This is a genomic window from Dietzia sp. IN118, assembly GCF_032905965.1.
Classification (GTDB): domain Bacteria; phylum Actinomycetota; class Actinomycetes; order Mycobacteriales; family Mycobacteriaceae; genus Dietzia; species Dietzia kunjamensis.
Genome location: NZ_JAUMSR010000001.1, coordinates 2,207,236 through 2,224,747, shown reverse-complemented (window position 1 = coordinate 2,224,747; position 17,512 = coordinate 2,207,236). Strand labels below are relative to the sequence as shown.

The window sequence follows — 17,512 nt, the reverse complement described above, 5'->3', positions numbered from 1 at the left end:
CACGTGTCACGCGACTACTACGGGACCCTCGGGGTCGATAGGGGCGCCTCGGAATCCGAGATCAAGCGCGCCTACCGCAAGCTCGCCCGGGAGCTCCACCCCGACGTCAACCCGTCGGACGAGGCGCGTGAGAAGTTCAGTGAGATCACCGCGATCTACGAGGTGCTCACCGACCCCGAGAAGCGCCGGGTCGTCGACATGGGCGGCGACCCGCTGGACTCCTCGCCCGGCGCCGGTTACGGCGGCGGCGGCTTCGGTGGTGGCTTCGGCAGCGGCGGCCTCGGTGACGTGTTCGAGGCCTTCTTCGGCGGCGGCGGGGGAGGCGGCGGCGGCCGCGGTCCGCGCAGCCGCGTGCAGCCCGGCTCGGACGCCCTCATCCGCGTGACCCTGGGCCTGGACGAGTGCGCCACCGGAGTCACCAAGGAGATCCAGGTCGACACCGCCGTGCTGTGCGAGAAGTGCCACGGCAAGGGGTCGGCCACGGACACGCCGCCGGCCACGTGTGGAATGTGTCAGGGCCAGGGCGAGATCCAGTCCGTCCAGCGGTCGCTGCTCGGCAACATCATGACCAGCCGCCCGTGCCCCACCTGCGCGGGCACCGGCGAGATCATCACCGACCCGTGCGGTGAGTGCACCGGCCAGGGCCGCGTCCGCAAGCGCCGCACCGTCTCGGCCAAGATCCCCGCCGGCGTCGGCGGCGGCATGCGCATCCGCCTGTCCGGGCAGGGTGAGGTCGGTCCCGGTGGCGGTCCCGCCGGCGACCTATACATCGAGGTCAACGAGCGCAACCACCCGGTGTTCGTCCGCGACGGCGAGGACTTGCACTGCACCGTCCGCGTGCCCGTCGTCGACGCCATGCTGGGCGGCGAGGTCGAACTCGAGACCGTCGTGGGCGAGCCCCTGACGATCGACATCCCGTCCGGTACCCAACCCGGTCACACCGTCACGCTGACCGGCCGTGGGATGCCCCGCGTGCGCGGCGGCGGCGCCGGCGACCTCACGGTCCACATGGAGGTCGTGGTCCCGGAGAAGCTGGACCGCAAGCGCCGCGACCTGGTCGAGCAGCTGCGCCGCCTCGACGGCGACTCGGCCGAGGTCGTCAACGAGGACACCGCCCGCCGCGGTGGCCTGTTCTCCCGCCTGCGCGACGCCGTCGCGGGGCACTGAGGCGCCCGTGACCCCGTCGTTGTTCCGGGCCGGGACGGTCCCCGGTGTCGGCGAGACACTGGTGCTCGACGGGCCGGAGGGCCGGCACGCCGGATCCGCGCTCCGCGTCCGGGTGGGGGAGGCCGTCCGGGTCGGTGACGGTCGGGGAGTGGTGGCGGACTGTGTGGTGATGACGACGAGTTCCGGCAGGGTCGAGGCGGAGGTCGTCACCCGGGTCGACGTCCCACGCCCCACCCCGGAGGTCACCGTCGTGCAGGCCCTGCCCAAATCCGAGCGGTCCGAGCTGGCTGTCGAGCTGGCCACCGAGGCCGGAGCCGACCGGATCGTGCCGTGGCAGGCCGACCGCTGCGTGAGCCGCTGGACCGGCCCCAAGGTCGACAAGGGCCGCACCAAGTGGACCAACGCCGCCCGCGCCGCAGCCAAGCAGTCGCGGCGGGCGTGGGAGCCCGAGATCGGCGACCTCGTCGACTCGACCGCCCTCGCCGCCCTGGTCGCCTCCGAGGTCGACGCGGGCGCCCGCGCACTCGTCCTGCACGAGGACGGCGCCGCCGGTTTCGCCGACGCGGTCACCGCGGGCCCGCCGGCGACGCGGATCCTCGTCGTCGTCGGCCCCGAGGGCGGGGTCTCCGACGCCGAACTCGACGCACTGACCGCGGCAGGCGCCCGGCCCGTCGTCCTGGGCCCGGAGGTGCTCCGCACCTCCACCGCCGCCACCGTGGCGCTGGCCGCACTCGGCGTTCTCACACCGAGATGGTCGCCCGCGGGGTCTACACTCGATCCAACCTCACCATGACACGGGAAGTGATCCACGTAAGCACCGCAGGAAACGACAGAGCCACCGGGAACGACAGCGCCACCGGAAACGACAGCGCCACCGGGAACGACCGGGATCCCGCCACGGCCACCGACACCGGTGGCGTCCGACGCGACACCGGCGACTCCTCCGCCCGCACGGCCGTCCAACTGGACCCGGACCTGGCGATGGCGGTGCTCGGCACCGCCGACGCCAACCTCCGCGCCCTCGAGGACCTGCTCGACGCGGACCTGCACGTGCGGGGTGGCACCATGACCATCTCGGGCGATCCGCCCCACGTGGACCGTGCCTCCCGGGTCGTGTCCGACCTGCTGCGGCAGGCCCGCAGGGGAGTGGAGATCACCCCCGCCTCGGTGCGCCGCTCGGTGGAGATCCTCGCCGACTCGGGGCCGCTCACGCCCGAGGAGGTGCTCGGCACCGACGTCCTGTCGCGCCGCGGCGGCATGATCCGGCCCAAGACCCTCGGCCAGAAGCGGTACGTCGACGCCATCGACGACCACACGATCGTGTTCGGACTGGGCCCCGCCGGCACCGGCAAGACCTACCTCGCCATGGCCAAGGCCGTCGCCGCGCTCCGCGCCAAGGAGGTCAGCCGCATCATCCTCACCCGGCCCGCGGTCGAGGCCGGCGAACGCCTGGGCTACCTGCCCGGCACCCTGCACGAGAAGATCGACCCGTACCTGCGGCCGCTGTACGACTCGCTGCACGACATGATGGACCCCGAGGCCATCCCGAAGCTCATGGCGGCCGGGGTGATCGAGGTGGCGCCGCTGGCGTACATGCGCGGGCGGACCCTCAACGACTCGTTCATCATCCTCGACGAGGCGCAGAACACCACGCCCGAGCAGATGAAGATGTTTCTCACCAGGCTCGGCTTCGGCTCGAAGATCGTCGTGACCGGGGACATCACGCAGATCGACCTTCCCGGCGGGCAACGCTCGGGACTGAAGGTCGTCCGCGACATCCTCACCGGGGTCGACGACATCCACTTCTCCGAACTGACCTCCCGCGACGTCATCCGTCACGCGCTGGTCGGGCGGATCGTCGACGCCTACGCCAAGCACGAAGCGCGCCTCGAACGAGGCGAGCGCCCCACCATCCACAAGAACAGGGAGCAGCGCCGCCGATGAGCATCGAGGTCGCCAACGAGTCGGGCGTGGAGGTCGACGAGGCAGAACTCATCGACGTGGCCGCGTTCGTGATCGCCCGGATGGACGTCCACCCGGCCGCCGAACTGTCGATCACCCTCGTCGACAAGGACACGATGGCCGATCTCCACGTGACGTGGATGAACCTGCCCGGCCCCACCGACGTCATGAGCTTCCCCATGGACGAGCTCACGCCCGGAGGCCGACCCGACCTGCCCGAACCCGGACCGGCCATGCTCGGCGACATCGTCCTGTGCCCGGCGTTCGCCGCGGACCAGGCCGCCAGCTCCGGCCATCCCCTCGCGCACGAGCTCGCGCTGCTCACCGTCCACGGGTGCCTGCACCTGCTGGGGTACGACCACGCGGAGCCCGCCGAGGAACGGGAGATGTTCGGCCTCCAGAACGAACTGCTGGGCGAGTGGTACGACCACCGCGACGAGTCCCCGAGAGTGGACGCCTGAGACGTGGACACCACCATCCTCACGGCCGTCGCGGCCGTGGTGCTCATCCCCGTCGCCGGACTGTTCGCCGCCCTCGACGCCGCCCTGAGCACGGTCTCGGTGGCCCGCGTCGAGGAGATGGACAAGGAGAACCGTCACGGCGCGACGCGGTTGTCGAAGATGCTCGCCACCCGGCCGCGGTACATCAACGTCACCGTCCTGCTCCACATGCTGAGCCTGGTGGCCGCGGCGGTGTTGTTCACCGTCGTGTTCAACGACCTCATCGACTCCACGGGCTGGGCGCTGGCCGTCGCCGTCGTGGTGACCACCGTCGCCGCCTACATCGTGGCCGGGGTCGGACCCCGCACCCTCGGCCGACAACACGCCTACTCCCTCGCCCTGGGCGCCGCGACCCCGCTGACCGTGACCGGGTTCGTCCTGGGCCCCGTCGCCACCCTGCTCGTCGGCCTGGGCAACGCCGTCACCCCCGGCGGCGGTTTCCGCAACGGACCGTTCGCCTCCGAGATCGAGCTGCTCGAGATCGTCGACATGGCCCGCGAGCGCGGGGTCGTGGCCGACGACGAGTCCCGCATGATCCAGTCGGTGTTCGAACTCGGCGACACCACCGCGCGCGAGGTGATGACCCCGCGCACCGAGATGGTGTGGATCGAGTCCGACAAGACGGTCGGCCAGGCCGCGCGACTCACCGTGAAGTCCGGGTACTCGCGTATCCCGGTGGTCGACGGGGACAACTCCGACGACGTGGTGGGCGTCGTCTACCTGCGCGACATCGTCGCCCGTCTCGACGACCCGGACGGGCGCGCCGCCCCGGTGGCCGACGTGATGCGCCCCGCGGTGTTCGTGCCCGACGCCAAGCGGATCGACGACCTGCTGAGCGAGATGCAGCGGGACCACAACCACCTGGCGATCCTCGTCGACGAGTACGGCGGGACCGCCGGGCTGGTCTCCATCGAGGACATCCTCGAGGAGATCGTCGGGGAGATCGTCGACGAGTACGACACCACCGAGGTGCCGCCCGTCGAGGACCTCGGCGACGGGCGCTACCGCCTGTCCGCCCGGCTCGGACTGGACGAGGTGGCCGAGCTGTTCGACGTCGAGTTCGCCGACGAGGTGACCGAGGAGGTCGAGACCCTGGGCGGGCTCCTCGCCCTGGAGCTCGGGCGCGTCCCGCTTCCCGGCGCGCACGTCGTGTCCACCGGACTCGACCTGCACGCCGAGGGCGGCCACGACCGGCGCGGACGGGTCAAGGTGGTCACCGTGGTGGCCACGCCCGTCGAGACGAACGAGCACGACACCCAGGATCACGACGAGGAGAACAGATGAGCACCCCCGAGGGCTACCGGAGCGGGTTCGTCAGCTTCGTGGGCCGGCCCAACACCGGCAAGTCCACGCTGACCAACGCGCTCGTGGGGGAGAAGATCGCCATCACCTCCTCGCGGCCCCAGACCACCCGGCACGCGATCCGCGGGATCGTGCACCGGCCGGACGCCCAGATCATCCTGGTCGACACCCCCGGACTGCACCGCCCCCGCACCCTGCTCGGCGAGCGGCTCAACGCGCTGGTCGAGGACACCTACTCCGACGTCGACCTCATCGGCCTGTGCATCCCCGCCGGGGAGCGCATCGGCCCCGGGGACCGCTGGATCCTCGAGCAGGTCCGCACGCTGTGCCCCACCACGCCGGTGCTCGGGCTGGTGACCAAGATCGACACCGTCTCCAAGAAGAAGGTCATGGAGCAGCTCGTGGCCGTATCGAAGTTCCTCGGACCGGACTCGGAGGTCGTCCCGGTGTCGGCCGCGTCCGGCGAGCAGGTCGACGTGGTGGCCGACGTCATCGCCACCCTGCTGCCCGAGGGGCCCCAGTTCTACCCCGACGACATCATCACCGAGGAGTCCGACGAGAGCCGCATGGCCGAGCTCATCCGCGAGGCGGCCCTCGAGGGCGTCCGCGACGAGCTGCCCCACTCGATCGCCGTGTCGATCGAGGAGATCCTGCCGCACGAGGGCCGCGACGACATGGTGGACGTCCACGCCACCGTCTACGTGGAACGGCAGAGCCAGAAGTCGATCGTCCTGGGCAAGGGCGGTTCGCGGATGCGCGAGGTCGGCACTACCGCCCGCGCCGGCATCGAGAAGCTGCTCGGCACCAAGGTCTACCTCGACCTGCACGTCAAGGTCCTCAAGGAGTGGCAGCGCGACCCCAAGATGCTGGGACGCCTGGGCTTCTAGCCTCTCCACGGCTCTTGGCCCGTGGGACACTGGACACCTGAGCGCGCCCGCACCCGCGCACGCACCCGCGTGCGCGCCCGCCCGGACATCGCCCCGGAAGGAGGCCCGGATGCATCCCTTCACCGACACGGGCCTCGTCGTGCGCACCTACGACCTCGGTGAGGCCGACCGGATCGTCACCCTGCTGACCGAGCGGCACGGGCTCGTCCGCGCCGTCGCCCGGGCCGTGCGCCGCACCCGGTCCCGGATGGGCGCGAGCCTCGAGCCGTTCGCGGTGGTGGAGGTGCAGATCGCTCCGGGCCGCGGTCGCAGTGGGCTCGGGACCGTCCGCCAGGCCAGCAGCCGTGAGTCCCTGGCTCGTCCGCTGGTGGCGGACTACCCGGCGTACACCTCCGGGTGCGTGGTCCTGGAGACCGCCGAGCGCCTCGCGGGCGAGGAGGGGGCGCCCACCCCGCGGCTGCTCGGCCTCGCCGTGAACGCCCTGCGCTCCCTGGCCGAGCACCGCCGCGAGCCCGGACTGGTCGCCGACGCGTTCCTCCTGCGTGCCATGTCCGCCTCCGGCTGGGAGCCCGTCCTGGACTGCTGCGTGCGCTGCGGCGTGGTGGGCCCGCACCGGGCCTTCCACGTCGCGTCCGGCGGGACCGTGTGCGTGCACTGCCGCCCGCAGGGATGCGCGATGCTCTCACCCGGTGTCGCCGAGCACCTGTCCGCGCTGCTGGCGGGGGAGTGGGACGCCGTCGGGGTGTCCTCGCCCGCCGTCGTGCGCCAGGCCTCCGGCATCGCCGCCGCACACCTGCAGTGGCATCTCGAACGAGACCTGCGCAGCCTGCCCCTGGTCGACCGCGGCACGGTCGGCCCCGTCGAGCCAGTAGAGGAGTCCCGTGCCCGGACTACCCAGATTTCGTAAGCGTCCCGCCCCGCGGTCGACCACGGTCCGGCCACCCACCCCGCACGCGTCGGGTGCCCGCCCGCCGGCCATCCCGGCCGAGTTCGTGCCGCGCCACGTCGCGCTGGTCATGGACGGCAACGGCCGCTGGGCGCAGGAGCGCGGTCTGCCCCGCACCGAGGGGCACAAGCGCGGCGAGGCCGTGCTCATGGACGTCGTGCAGGGCTGCATCGAGATGGGTATCCCGTACCTGTCCGCCTACGCCTTCTCGACCGAGAACTGGAAGCGCAGTCCCGAGGAGGTCCGATTCCTCATGGGCTTCAACCGGGACGTCCTGCGCCGCCGCCGGGACGAGATGCACTCGCTGGGGGTGCGGGTCCGGTGGGCGGGGCAGCGACCCCGGCTGTGGCGGTCGGTGATCTCGGAACTCGAGGAGGCCGAGGAGCTCACCCGCGACAACACGGTCATGACCCTGGCCATGTGCGTGAACTACGGGGGTCGCGCCGAGATCGTCGACGCCGCCCGCGACTTCGCCCGCCGCGTGGCCGCCGGCGAACTCTCGCCCGACGACCTCACGGAGGACAACTTCTCCCAGTTCCTCGACGAGCCGGACATGCCGGACGTGGACCTGTTCCTGCGGCCGTCCGGAGAGCTGCGCACGTCCAACTTCATGCTGTGGCAGGCCGCCTACGCCGAGTTCGTCTTCCAGGACACGCTGTTCCCGGACTTCGACCGCCGCGACCTGTGGGCGGCGTGCCTGGAGTACGCCGAGCGCGACCGGCGCTTCGGCGGCGTCACCAGCCCCTGACTCGCGGGCGCCCGGTCAGTCAGCCAGGCCAGCCCCGCCCGCCTGGCCCGCCGCGCACTCCGCGCACAGGCCGAACAGTTCGACGGTGTGGCTGACGTCGGTGAACCCGTGTGCCCGGCCCGCGCGATGGGCCCACACCTCGACCCCCGGCTCCTCGACCTCCACGGTGAACCCGCAGACGCGGCACACCAGGTGATGGTGGTGCGAGTCGGAGCACTTCCGGAAGATCAGTTCCCCGGAGTCGGTCCGCAGCACGTCGACGGCCTCCGCGTCGGCCATCGACTGCAGGGTCCGGTACACGGTGGTCAGCCCGATCGTGTCGCCGCGCTCGCGGAGTTCGGCGTGCAGGTCCTGGGCGGAACGGAAGCCCTTGGACTCGTCGAGCAGAGCGGAGATCGCGCTGCGTTGGCGAGTCGACCGCACGCCGATCGGCTTGTCCGGTGTCGTCATGGATCTACTGCTCCCCGGCGTGCCCGACGGCCGCCTCGACGATGTCGAGCAGATGCTCGTCCAATAGTTCGTAGCGCATTTCCCGACCCTGCCGGTGGGAGGAGACCACGCCGGAGGACTTGAGGATGCGCAGGTGCTGACTGACCAGCGGCTGGGTGACGCCAAGTGCGTCGACCAACTCGTGCACGCACCGGGGACCGTCCCGGAGCTGCAGCACGATCGCGATACGCAGCGGGGCGGACAGGGCCCGGAGCAGTTCTCCTGCCGCGGACACCACCCGCTCGGGCGGCAGGGGGACCGGGGAGGCCCGGTGGTCGGCGTCGTGGACGTCCGTGACCGGGTCGGATCCGGTCGATCGGGGTCCGCTGTGCATCGTCTCCACCTTCCGGGCTCGCTCCCGGGCTCGGTCGCCGCCGGCGTCGTATCGGGTAGGGGACCCCAGTATCCCAGACCCGGGGGGCCGACCGGATACCCTGGTGAAAGTGCCCGGGCGCCGGCCCGCGCCGAGGTGGTCCACCCGACGCCTCCGCCAACCGACTCACCAAGGGAGAACCCCCGACGTGGCAGCCTCAGCTTCCGTCATCGACACCGTCGTCAACCTCTGCAAGCGCCGAGGACTGGTGTACCAATGTGGCGAGATCTACGGCGGTACGCGCTCGGCGTGGGACTACGGCCCCCTGGGTGTGGAGCTCAAGGACAACATCAAGAAGCAGTGGTGGCGCACCTTCGTCACCGGCCGGGACGACGTGGTGGGCCTGGACTCGTCGATCATCCTGCCCCGCCAGGTGTGGCAGGCCTCCGGCCACGTCGAGACGTTCACCGACCCCCTGGTCGAGTGCAGGTCCTGCCACACCCGGCTGCGTCAGGACCATCTCCAGGAGGCGTACGCCGCCAAGAAGAAGCTGGATCACCCGTCCGAGGCCCCGATGTCGGAGATCGCCTGCCCCAACTGCGGGAACAAGGGCCAGTGGACCGAGCCCCAGCTGTTCTCGGGCCTGATGAAGACCTTCCTCGGCCCCGTGGACAACGAGACCGGCCTGCACTACCTGCGTCCGGAGACCGCGCAGGGCATCTTCATCAACTACAAGAACGTCATGACCACCGCGCGTCGCAAGCCGCCGTTCGGTATCGGCCAGATCGGCAAGTCGTTCCGCAACGAGATCACCCCCGGCAACTTCATCTTCCGCACCCGCGAGTTCGAGCAGATGGAGATCGAGTACTTCGTCAAGCCCGAGGAGGCGGACGAGCACTTCACGACGTGGGTCGAGGACTGCTGGGACTGGTTCGTGGACCTGGGGATCGACCCGCAGAACCTGCGTCGCTTCGACGTCCCGGAGGACGAGCGCGCCCACTACTCGGCGGGCACGATCGACTTCGAGTACAAGTTCGGGTTCACCGGCAACGAGTGGGGCGAACTCATGGGTATCGCCAACCGCACGGACTACGACCTCACGCAGCACCAGACCCACTCCGGGGAGGACCTGCAGTACTTCGACCAGGCCTCGGGTGAGAAGTACATCCCCTACGTCATCGAGCCGAGCTTCGGCCTGACCCGCTCGCTCATGGCGTTCCTCGTGGACGCCTACACGGAGGACGAGGCGCCCAACGCCAAGGGCGGAGTGGACACCCGGACGGTGCTCAAGCTCGACCGCCGGCTCGCGCCGGTCAAGGCCGCGGTGCTGCCGCTGTCGCGCAACGCGGACCTGTCGCCCAAGGCCCGTGATCTGGCGGCCCAGCTGCGCAAGAACTGGAACGTCGACTTCGACGACGCCCAGGCCATCGGTCGCCGCTACCGCCGCCACGACGAGATCGGCACCCCGTTCTGCATCACGGTCGACTTCGACACCCTGGAGGACCAGGCCGTGACCATCCGTGAGCGAGACACCATGGCGCAGGAGCGCGTGGCGATCGACCAGGTCGAGGGGTACCTCGCCCAGCGCCTGATCGGGTGCTGACGGACTCCCCTGGCACACTGGTCGGGTGAGAAGAACAACCCGGTCCCCGCTCCGTGCGGTGTCCAGGGCCATCGGCTGGCTCCTGGCCATCGCACTGCTGTTGTGCCTGGTCATACCCGGATTCATCTCGTTCCGGGTGTGGTCCGTGGCGCGTGTCGACGATCGATCTCCGGCCGACGCGATCGTGGTGCTGGGCGCGGCGCAGTACAACGGCATCCCCACCCCCGTGTTCCAGGCCCGGCTGGAGCACGCGGCTCTGCTCTTCGAGGAGGGGGTCGCGCCCCAGGTCATCACGGTCGGTGGTAGCCAGCCGGGTGACCTGTACACGGAGGCCGGGTCGGGGCGGGCCTATCTGACCCGCCTCGGCGTGCCCCCGGAGGTGATCCTGGCGGTGGAGACCGGGACCAACACCGAGGGCAGTCTGGACGCCGTGGCGCAGACCGTGCGCGACCAGGGCGGGCAGTCGGTGGTGCTGGTCAGCGACCCCACGCACTCGTATCGCTCGCGCATGATGGCGCGGGACGCGGGGCTGGACGCGTGGACCTCGCCGACCCGCCACGGGCCGGCGGTGTGGACCCGGGAGAACCAGATCATGGGCATCATCCGGGAGACGGGCGCGGTGCTCTGGTACCAGTACCACCGGCTCGCCGGGAGCAGTGTGGACTTCCCGGACTGAACCGCCGGGGCGGGTCGCGCGAGCGGATGCGGCCTGCCGCAGGGATGACGGGGCGGTGACGCCCGGAGGAGAAGTGGATGACGGGATACGCGTACGACGCCGCGGACGCCGAGCGCCGGGTCGACGAGGGTTCCGGCCGCGCCCGCGGGAAGGCGAGTGAACGCAGCCCGTTCGACCGGGACCGCGCCCGCGTCCTGCACTCGGCCGCATTGCGCCGGCTCGCCGACAAGACCCAGGTGGTCGGCCCCGGGGACGGCGACACCCCGCGGACCCGCCTCACCCATTCGCTCGAGGTCGCCCAGATCTCCCGCAGTATCGCGGCCGGGCTGGGGTGCGACCCGGACCTGGCGGACCTGGCGGGCCTGAGCCACGACATCGGGCACCCGCCCTACGGCCACAACGGCGAGCGGGCGCTGGACGAGGTCGCGCGCGGGTTCGGCGGTTACGAGGGCAACGCCCAGACCGTCCGGATCCTGTCGCGGCTCGAGCCCAAGGTCGTCGACGCCTCCGGACGTGGGGTGGGGTTGAACCTCACCCGCGCCGCGCTGGACGCCGCCACCAAGTACCCGTGGCTGCCGCGGGAGGGGACGCGGAAGTTCGGCGCCTACACCGATGACGCGGACACCCTCGCGTGGATCCGGCAAGGCGCTCCCGGGGACACCCGGTGCCTCGAGGCCCAGATCATGGACTTCTCCGACGACGTCGCCTATTCGGTCCACGATGTCGAGGACGCGATCGTCGCCGGCCGGCTGGACCTGCGCTCGCTGTCCGACCGGTCGGAGGTCGCCGCGCTCGCGGAACTGGGCGCGGAGGAGTTCCGCGGTCCGGACGCCGATCAGCTGGAGCAGGCCGCCGGGCGTCTCGGTGCGCTCGAGGTGGTCCGCGCCGTGCAGCCGTTCTCCGAGAGCTTCACCGGGTTCGTGGCGCTCAAGGCCTTGACCAGTGAGCTGGTCGGGCGGTTCGTCATGCCCGCCATCCACGCCACCCGCGAGGTGCACGGGGCCAGGCCGCACGGCCGCTACAGTGCGGATCTCGAGGTGCCGGTGGAGGTCGAGGCCGAGGTGGTGATGCTCAAGACGATGGCGGTGCGCTACGTCATGAGCGACCCCGGCCACCGCTTGAGGCAGGACCGCCAGCGGGACCGGATCCACCGGGTGGCGGAGTTCCTCGCCCAGTCCGCGCCCGCGGGCCTCGACCCGGTCCTGCGCCCGCTGTGGGATTCGGCCCCGGACGACGCCGCGCGGATGCGGGTGATCGTCGACCAGATCGCCCTGTACACCGAGAGCCGGCTCGAACGGGTCGACCGGGCGAGCGCCGGCATCCAGGCCGCCTGGGGCTGAGCCGCCCGCGCCCGGCCCCCGTCAGCCGACCGCGCGCACGACGTCGCCGACCAGCCGGTCCACGCCCACCTCGTCGAGTGTCGAGCCGGGGGAGAAGCCGGTGCGGACCACCACGAGGTCGGCGGAGGGGACCACCACGACGTACTGCCCGTCGTGCCCGGAGGCCCAGAACGCGTCGGTCGGCATGCCCGTGAACCGGAGCGGGGTCCCGTCACCGGCCGTGTTGAGCCACCACTGGGCGCCGTACGGTTCGGGCTCGCCGCCCGCCGGGACCCCGGTCGTCGCGTAGTCCATCCATCCCGCGGGCAGCAGCCGCTGTCCGTCCACCTCGCCGTCGTCGAGCACGAACTGACCGAACCGCGCCCAGTCGCGCGGGCTCGCCCACAGGTACGAACTACACACCGACCCGCCCGAGGCGTCGGCCTCGAGGACTGCGCTGCGCATCCCGAGCGGGCGGAAGAGCAGTTCCTCGGCCATCTCCGGCCCCAGCCCGGTGCGTTCGTGCAGCAGGTCGCAGACGATGTTGCTCGTGCCGGACGAGTACTGGCGGAACTCGCCGGGGGCGTGGGCGGCCGGTTGGGAGGCGGCGAAGGCGGCCATGTCGGGTTCGAGGAACAGCATCCGGGTGATGGGTGTGCCGAGGTCGTACTCCTCGTCCCAGTCGAGGCCGGAGGTCATACGCAGCAGGTGGTCCAGCGAGATCTGCGACCGTCCGTCGGTCCACTCGGGGCGCAGGCCGGTGGTGGCGGGGTCGAGGTCGGCGTCGGGGAACTCGACCTGCGCGCGCCCGACGAGAGTGGAGGCCACGCTCTTGGCCATGGACCAGCCGAGCTGGCGGGTGTCGGGGCCGAAACCGTCGGCGTACCGCTCGCCAAGGATCTCGCCGCGATGGACGACGACGAGGCCCCGCGTCCCCTCCTGCGCCGCGGCCTCATCCAGTGCCGACGAGACCTCGTCCGGGGCGTCGGTCGCCTCTGCCAGGCGGATGCCCTCCGGGCCATCCCCGCGCAGCGGCGGGGGCGGCTCACTGAACTGCGATCCCGCCGCGCGGTCACCGAGGGCACAGCCGTGCTCGGAGACGTGGGCGGTCTGCCGGAAGCCCACCCCCAGCACCGAGGCGGTCGCGGTCCCGGCGTCCTCGTCGACCGACGTCCGCATGACGGGGACCAGCGGATTGGGCGGGAGGTCGGTGTCGTGGTCCTCTCGGCCCACGAGGTAGTGCAGGGCGCAGGCGTTGTGGGCGGCGTACCCGGTGCCGGTCAGCAGCATCGGCCGGTACCAGACGCCCACCGCGACCACGGCCGCGACGACGAGCGCGACCACCGCGACCACCGCGATGAGAGCCTTCCGACGACGTGTCATGGGGTCAGAACCGCCCGCCCGCGCCGCCGCCGCCGAAGCCACCGCCGCCGCCTCCGAAGCCACCGCCGAATCCGCCACCGAGGCCGCCGCCGCCGAAGCCGCGGGCGGAACCGAAGCCGCCACCGCCGCCGCGGAGCATCCCCTGGATGAGCGCGCCGGCGACCATGCCGCCGACCATCGCGCCGGTGCTGGACCCGCGCCGTCCGCCGCGTCCGTACGGGCCGCCCCGGCCGCCGTACCCGCCGTAGCCGCCGGAGTACTGGGGCCGGGAGGCGTCGCTCTGCGCGAGACGGAGCGCCTCGCGGGCGAGGTTGAGTGCGCGCTCGGCGGCGGGGAACGCGGCTGGGCCGACCGTGCCCTCGGCGGTCGCCAGCGAGCTCTTCGCGGCCGCGAGGCGCGTGCGGGCGGCCTGGCCGATCACGTACGAGCGGCTGCCGATGAAGTCGTCGGCCTCGCGGACCGCTCCGGCGGCGCGGGTGATCGCGGCCCGGCGGGCGGCCCGGGCGCGGTTGGCGGCCTCGGCCTCGTGCCCGGCGGCGGCCAGGGCCTCGTCGAGGTCGCGGTCCACGTCGATGAGGTGGGAGAAGGTTCCCAGCGGATCGGTCTGACCGTCGCGGCGGGCCGCGTCGACCGCCCCGCGCGCCGCGGCGGCCACCTGCGTGAGGGTCCGGCTGGAGGTGTCACTGACGTCGGTCGACGCCAGCAGCCGCGAGGCCATGGTCAGTTCCTCCTCGACCTCCTCGATCAGCGGGTCGAGGTCGCGGCGCGCGGTCGCGATGTCATCGGCGGCGTGTTCGACACCGTTGACCAGCTTCTCGGCCCGGGACAGCTCGCCTTCGGCGGAGGTGATGGCGTCCACGGCCTCGCCCTGTTCGCCCACCGGCCGGGCCAGTGCCGCGCGGGCGCGTACGGTCTCGCCCTCCGCGGCGTCGAGCAGTTCCCCGGCCAGCGAGAGGTTGTCGGAGATGGAGGAGAGCACGGCCGACGGGAACCGCTCGCGCAGGTCCGCCATGGTCTTCTCGGCCTCGGGGAGCCGGGCGCGCAGGGAGACCGCGCGGCGGGTGAGCGTGTCGACGGAGGCCGCGCCGTTGATGAGCAGGTCGCGCATCTCGGCGAAGGCCGTGGCCTGTCCCTCGAGGCCGCGTTCGGCGCGTTCGGCGCGGGCGGCCACCTCCAGCAGCATGGCCTTGCGCTGGTCGGGCGTCTCGGGGATGTCGTCATCGAGCCGCTGGACGAGTGCGTGCGCGGCGGCGACCTCGGCCCGTGCCGAGTCGAGCGCGGAGCGGAACGGCCGGGTACGCAGCTCGCCGAACTCGCCTGCGGCGGTATCGAGGGCGTCCGTGGAGGCGTCCACCGACTGGTCGGCATCGGCCAGCCCGGAGCGGGCGCGCGCGTCGAGGACCTCCACCGGCAGGGCGGACATCCGGGCGGTGTCGTCGCCGGGGATGTCGCGGGCGTCCTCGGCCTGCCTGGCCGTCCGCGTGGCGCGGCGCCGGCGGGCGAACAGGACCACGGCCGCGACGAGGGCGATGATCACCACGATGATGGCCAGGATGGCGAACGGCGAGATCTCCGAGCCGGAGCCCTGGCGTTCGAGCCCGTCGGCCGCGCCGGTGACGGCTCCGGCCCAGTCGTCGGTGGCAAGGCGCGGTTCGATGTCGCGGTCGGCGATTTCTTGCGCGGTCAGCTGATCGGCAGTGGGCGAGGCCTCGGGGTCGTCGAACTCGAACCAGTACCTGCCCTCGTCCACGGCCACTACGAGCAGCGCGTCGGACGCGCCCAGGTCGGACAGTTCCCGGGTCTGCTGCGTCCACTGCTCGACCGGGATGCCGTCGAGGGTGTCGACGAACGTCACCCACAGCTGGATCTGGTCGGACGAGCGCAGTTCGGCCAGTCGGCTCTCCACCTCGCTGGTGTCACCGCCGAGGACCCCCGCGGAGTCGGTGAGCTGCTGCTGCAGGTTCGACGGGGGCTCGGCCGAGGCGCCGGGGGCGGCCCACACCAGCGCGCAGGCCAGGAACGCGACCACCGTCGCGAGCGCTGTCACCGGGGCCTGGCTGAACCGGGAACGGGGTCGCCGGGCGGCGGCGGGCAGGAGTTGGGCGGCGATCATGGTCCCAGCGTATCGGCCCCGAACAGGGGGCACGCCGGTCCTCACCGGAGGCGGCTACTCTGGGCGTCATGGCAGGGCGGATTCCGGAGCAGGACATCGCCGCGATCCGCGAACGCACCCGTATCGAGGAGATCGTCGGCGAGTACGTCGCGCTCAAACCAGGTGGCGCGGACTCGCTCAAGGGGCTGTCCCCGTTCAAGGACGAGAAGACCCCCTCGTTCCACGTGCGTCCGCAGCACGGCTACTTCCACTGCTTCTCCACGGGTGAGGGTGGCGACGTCTTCGCGTTCCTCATGAAGATGGAGCACATCAGCTTCGTGGAGGCGGTGGAGCAGCTGGCCGACCGGCTGGGCTACCGCATCTCCTACGAGGGTGGCGGGCAGGTCATCCAGCGCGATCGCGGCACGCGGTCCCGGCTGGCGCAGGCGAACGCGGCCGCGCAGAAGTTCTACGCCGAGCGCCTGGCGCAGGACCCGGAGGCGGAGACGGCGCGCACCTTCCTCACCGACCGCGGGTTCGACATGGCCCAGGCCCAGCACTTCGGCTGTGGGTACGCGCCCGCCGGCTGGGACACCATGAGCAAGCACCTCATGCGCCAGGGGTTCGAGCCCAAGGAGCTGGAGGCGGCCGGGCTGTCCAAGACGAGTTCGCGTGGCACCCTCATCGACCGTTTCCACCGCCGGTTGCTGTGGCCCATCCGCAACCTCGGGGGCGAGGTGATCGGGTTCGGCGCGCGCAAGCTGTTCGAGGACGACACCCTGGGCAAGTACATGAACACGCCCGAGACGATGCTCTACAAGAAGTCCCAGGTGTTGTTCGGTCTGGACCTGTCCAAGCGGGAGATCGCCTCGCAGCGTCGCGCGGTCGTGGTCGAGGGCTACACCGACGTCATGGCCATGCACGCGGCCGGCGTCACGACCGCGGTCGCCGCGTGTGGCACCGCGTTCGGCGAGGACCACCTGTCGACGCTGCGGCGCCTGATGTTGGACGACAACTACTTCCGCGGCGAGATCATCTACACGTTCGACGGCGACGAAGCCGGCAAGAAGGCCGCGCTCCGGGCGTTCTCGGGGGACCAGCAGTTCTCCGGCCGGACGTTCGTGGCGGTGGCCCCGCCGGGGACGGATCCGTGCGACCTGCGTCAGAACAAGGGCGACGCGGCGGTGCGGGATCTCGTGTCCGCGCGGGTGCCGATGTTCGAGTTCGCGATCCGCTCGATGCTGGAGGACTACGACCTCGACCACGCCGAGGGGCGCGTGGAGGCCCTGCGGCGCACGGTGCCGGTGGTGGCCGACATCCGCGATTCGACGCTGCGTGACGAGTACGCCCGCCAGCTCGCCGGCTGGGTCGGTTGGGACGACCCGGCGACGGTGGTGCGCCGCGTCCGCGAGGAGGCGCGCAAGAAGGGTCGCGCGCGGTCGGCCGGGTCGGGTCCCGGGTTGCGCAAGCGCGCCCCCGGTGGACCGGGCGGGGGAGCACGACCGGGGTGGGACGCCGCCGAGCGTGGGGGCGGCGCGGGTCGTGGACGTGGGGGATACGACGACGACGAGGTCGGCGGCCGCGAAGCTCCGCAGACGCCGGAGGTGCCGTCAGGCGTGCCCATCCCCGCCGCGGCGGACCCGGTGCTGTGGCCGCAGCGGGAGGCCGTGAAGGCGGCCCTGCAGTACCCGGGCCTGGCGGGTCCACTCTTCGACTCGCTGCCGGAGGAGTGCTACACCCACCCGGCCTACGCCACGATCGCGCAGGCACTGTCGACGGCCGGGGGGTGCGCGGCCGGCAAGAGCGGCGCGAACTGGGTCTCGGAGGTCTCCGAGGGGCTGGGCGACGACGGGCTGCGCCGACTGGTCGGGAGCCTCGCGGTGGAGACGCTGCGCGTATCCGAAGAGGCCTTGCCCCGCTACATCTCCGGCGTGCTGGCGCGGCTGCAGGAGGTGTGGGTCTCGGGCCAGATCGCGGACCTCAAGTCCAAGGTGCAGAGGATGAGCCCCGCGGAGGATCCCGAGGGCTACTCGGCGTTGTTCGGTGATCTGGTGGCTCTGGAGGAGTACCGGCGCGGCCTGTTGAACCAGGCGGTCGGCGCGACTCCGGACATCGCCTGACCAGC

General features: G+C 71.7%; 16 protein-coding genes. 12 read left to right on the top strand and 4 right to left on the bottom strand.

Annotated elements, in window-relative coordinates; translation table 11 throughout:
• Positions 1-3: 3 nt before the first annotated feature.
• From dnaJ to Q2K20_RS10670, 8 genes are all read left to right on the top strand, one after another.
• Positions 4-1,167 (top strand): molecular chaperone DnaJ, encoded by a 1,164-nt coding sequence (dnaJ, locus tag Q2K20_RS10705; protein WP_119192828.1) that lies wholly within the window; start codon positions 4-6, stop codon positions 1,165-1,167.
• 7 nt (positions 1,168-1,174) lie between these two features.
• Positions 1,175-1,960 carry a 16S rRNA (uracil(1498)-N(3))-methyltransferase gene (locus tag Q2K20_RS10700; RefSeq protein ID WP_269503212.1) on the top strand — a complete coding sequence of 262 codons (786 nt, stop codon included), beginning with the start codon at positions 1,175-1,177 and terminating at the stop codon, positions 1,958-1,960.
• Positions 1,957-3,111 (top strand): PhoH family protein, encoded by a 1,155-nt coding sequence (locus tag Q2K20_RS10695; protein ID WP_269503214.1) that lies wholly within the window; start codon positions 1,957-1,959, stop codon positions 3,109-3,111. The genes Q2K20_RS10700 and Q2K20_RS10695 overlap by 4 nt, the downstream gene beginning before the upstream one ends.
• On the top strand, positions 3,108-3,590 hold the full coding sequence (gene ybeY / locus Q2K20_RS10690; protein ID WP_007626431.1) for an rRNA maturation RNase YbeY: 483 nt from the start codon (positions 3,108-3,110) through the stop codon (positions 3,588-3,590). The genes Q2K20_RS10695 and ybeY overlap by 4 nt, the downstream gene beginning before the upstream one ends.
• A 3-nt stretch (positions 3,591-3,593) precedes the next feature.
• Positions 3,594-4,913, top strand: coding sequence for a hemolysin family protein (locus Q2K20_RS10685; protein WP_269503219.1), 1,320 nt, complete (start codon positions 3,594-3,596; stop codon positions 4,911-4,913).
• Positions 4,910-5,818: a GTPase Era gene (gene era, locus Q2K20_RS10680; RefSeq protein ID WP_317176791.1), complete on the top strand. Its 909-nt coding sequence runs from the start codon at positions 4,910-4,912 to the stop codon at positions 5,816-5,818. Before Q2K20_RS10685 ends, era begins: the two co-directional genes overlap by 4 nt.
• A gap of 109 nt (positions 5,819-5,927) precedes the next feature.
• Positions 5,928-6,725: a DNA repair protein RecO gene (recO, locus tag Q2K20_RS10675; protein WP_096905746.1), complete on the top strand. Its 798-nt coding sequence runs from the start codon at positions 5,928-5,930 to the stop codon at positions 6,723-6,725.
• Positions 6,700-7,512: an isoprenyl transferase gene (locus tag Q2K20_RS10670; protein WP_119192831.1), complete on the top strand. Its 813-nt coding sequence runs from the start codon at positions 6,700-6,702 to the stop codon at positions 7,510-7,512. Before recO ends, Q2K20_RS10670 begins: the two co-directional genes overlap by 26 nt.
• A gap of 15 nt (positions 7,513-7,527) precedes the next feature.
• On the opposite strand, the gene Q2K20_RS10665 is transcribed toward Q2K20_RS10670, so the two are convergent.
• On the bottom strand, positions 7,528-7,962 hold the full coding sequence (locus Q2K20_RS10665) for a Fur family transcriptional regulator (protein ID WP_119192832.1): 435 nt from the start codon (positions 7,960-7,962) through the stop codon (positions 7,528-7,530).
• Between the two features lie 4 nt (positions 7,963-7,966).
• Positions 7,967-8,335, bottom strand: coding sequence for an ArsR/SmtB family transcription factor (locus Q2K20_RS10660; RefSeq protein WP_067719606.1), 369 nt, complete (start codon positions 8,333-8,335; stop codon positions 7,967-7,969).
• Positions 8,336-8,522: 187 nt separating this feature from the next.
• On the opposite strand from Q2K20_RS10660, the gene Q2K20_RS10655 reads away from it, so the two are divergent.
• The 3 genes from Q2K20_RS10655 (at position 8,523) to Q2K20_RS10645 (ending at position 11,933) form a co-directional block, all read left to right on the top strand.
• Complete coding sequence (locus Q2K20_RS10655; protein ID WP_317176790.1) at positions 8,523-9,917, top strand: glycine--tRNA ligase; 1,395 nt, start codon at positions 8,523-8,525, stop codon at positions 9,915-9,917.
• A gap of 58 nt (positions 9,918-9,975) precedes the next feature.
• On the top strand, positions 9,976-10,593 hold the full coding sequence (locus Q2K20_RS10650) for a YdcF family protein (RefSeq protein ID WP_269503250.1): 618 nt from the start codon (positions 9,976-9,978) through the stop codon (positions 10,591-10,593).
• Between the two features lie 77 nt (positions 10,594-10,670).
• The gene (locus Q2K20_RS10645) at positions 10,671-11,933 is read left to right on the top strand and encodes a deoxyguanosinetriphosphate triphosphohydrolase (protein ID WP_159148235.1); all 1,263 of its coding nucleotides are present in this window, start codon (positions 10,671-10,673) and stop codon (positions 11,931-11,933) included.
• Between the two features lie 21 nt (positions 11,934-11,954).
• On the opposite strand, the gene Q2K20_RS10640 is transcribed toward Q2K20_RS10645, so the two are convergent.
• Both Q2K20_RS10640 and Q2K20_RS10635 read right to left on the bottom strand, forming a co-directional pair.
• Positions 11,955-13,295, bottom strand: coding sequence for a serine hydrolase domain-containing protein (locus tag Q2K20_RS10640; RefSeq protein ID WP_269503230.1), 1,341 nt, complete (start codon positions 13,293-13,295; stop codon positions 11,955-11,957).
• A 4-nt stretch (positions 13,296-13,299) separates the two neighbouring features.
• A complete protein-coding gene (locus Q2K20_RS10635) occupies positions 13,300-15,408 on the bottom strand; it encodes a TPM domain-containing protein (RefSeq protein ID WP_269503232.1) in 2,109 nt (702 codons plus the stop codon).
• A 68-nt stretch (positions 15,409-15,476) separates the two neighbouring features.
• Between Q2K20_RS10635 and dnaG the strand changes: the two genes are divergently transcribed.
• A complete protein-coding gene (gene dnaG / locus Q2K20_RS10630) occupies positions 15,477-17,507 on the top strand; it encodes a DNA primase (RefSeq protein ID WP_269503234.1) in 2,031 nt (676 codons plus the stop codon).
• Positions 17,508-17,512 lie beyond the last annotated feature (5 nt).

Coding starts and splice junctions, on each gene's coding strand:
- recO (WP_096905746.1), top strand. CDS start 5,928: ATGCATCCCTTCACCGACACGGGCCTCGTCGTGCGCACCTACGACCTC.
- Q2K20_RS10695 (WP_269503214.1), top strand. CDS start 1,957: ATGACACGGGAAGTGATCCACGTAAGCACCGCAGGAAACGACAGAGCC.
- ybeY (WP_007626431.1), top strand. CDS start 3,108: ATGAGCATCGAGGTCGCCAACGAGTCGGGCGTGGAGGTCGACGAGGCA.
- dnaG (WP_269503234.1), top strand. CDS start 15,477: ATGGCAGGGCGGATTCCGGAGCAGGACATCGCCGCGATCCGCGAACGC.
- Q2K20_RS10665 (WP_119192832.1), bottom strand. CDS start 7,962: ATGACGACACCGGACAAGCCGATCGGCGTGCGGTCGACTCGCCAACGC.
- era (WP_317176791.1), top strand. CDS start 4,910: ATGAGCACCCCCGAGGGCTACCGGAGCGGGTTCGTCAGCTTCGTGGGC.
- Q2K20_RS10660 (WP_067719606.1), bottom strand. CDS start 8,335: ATGCACAGCGGACCCCGATCGACCGGATCCGACCCGGTCACGGACGTC.
- Q2K20_RS10645 (WP_159148235.1), top strand. CDS start 10,671: ATGACGGGATACGCGTACGACGCCGCGGACGCCGAGCGCCGGGTCGAC.
- Q2K20_RS10635 (WP_269503232.1), bottom strand. CDS start 15,408: ATGATCGCCGCCCAACTCCTGCCCGCCGCCGCCCGGCGACCCCGTTCC.
- Q2K20_RS10640 (WP_269503230.1), bottom strand. CDS start 13,295: ATGACACGTCGTCGGAAGGCTCTCATCGCGGTGGTCGCGGTGGTCGCG.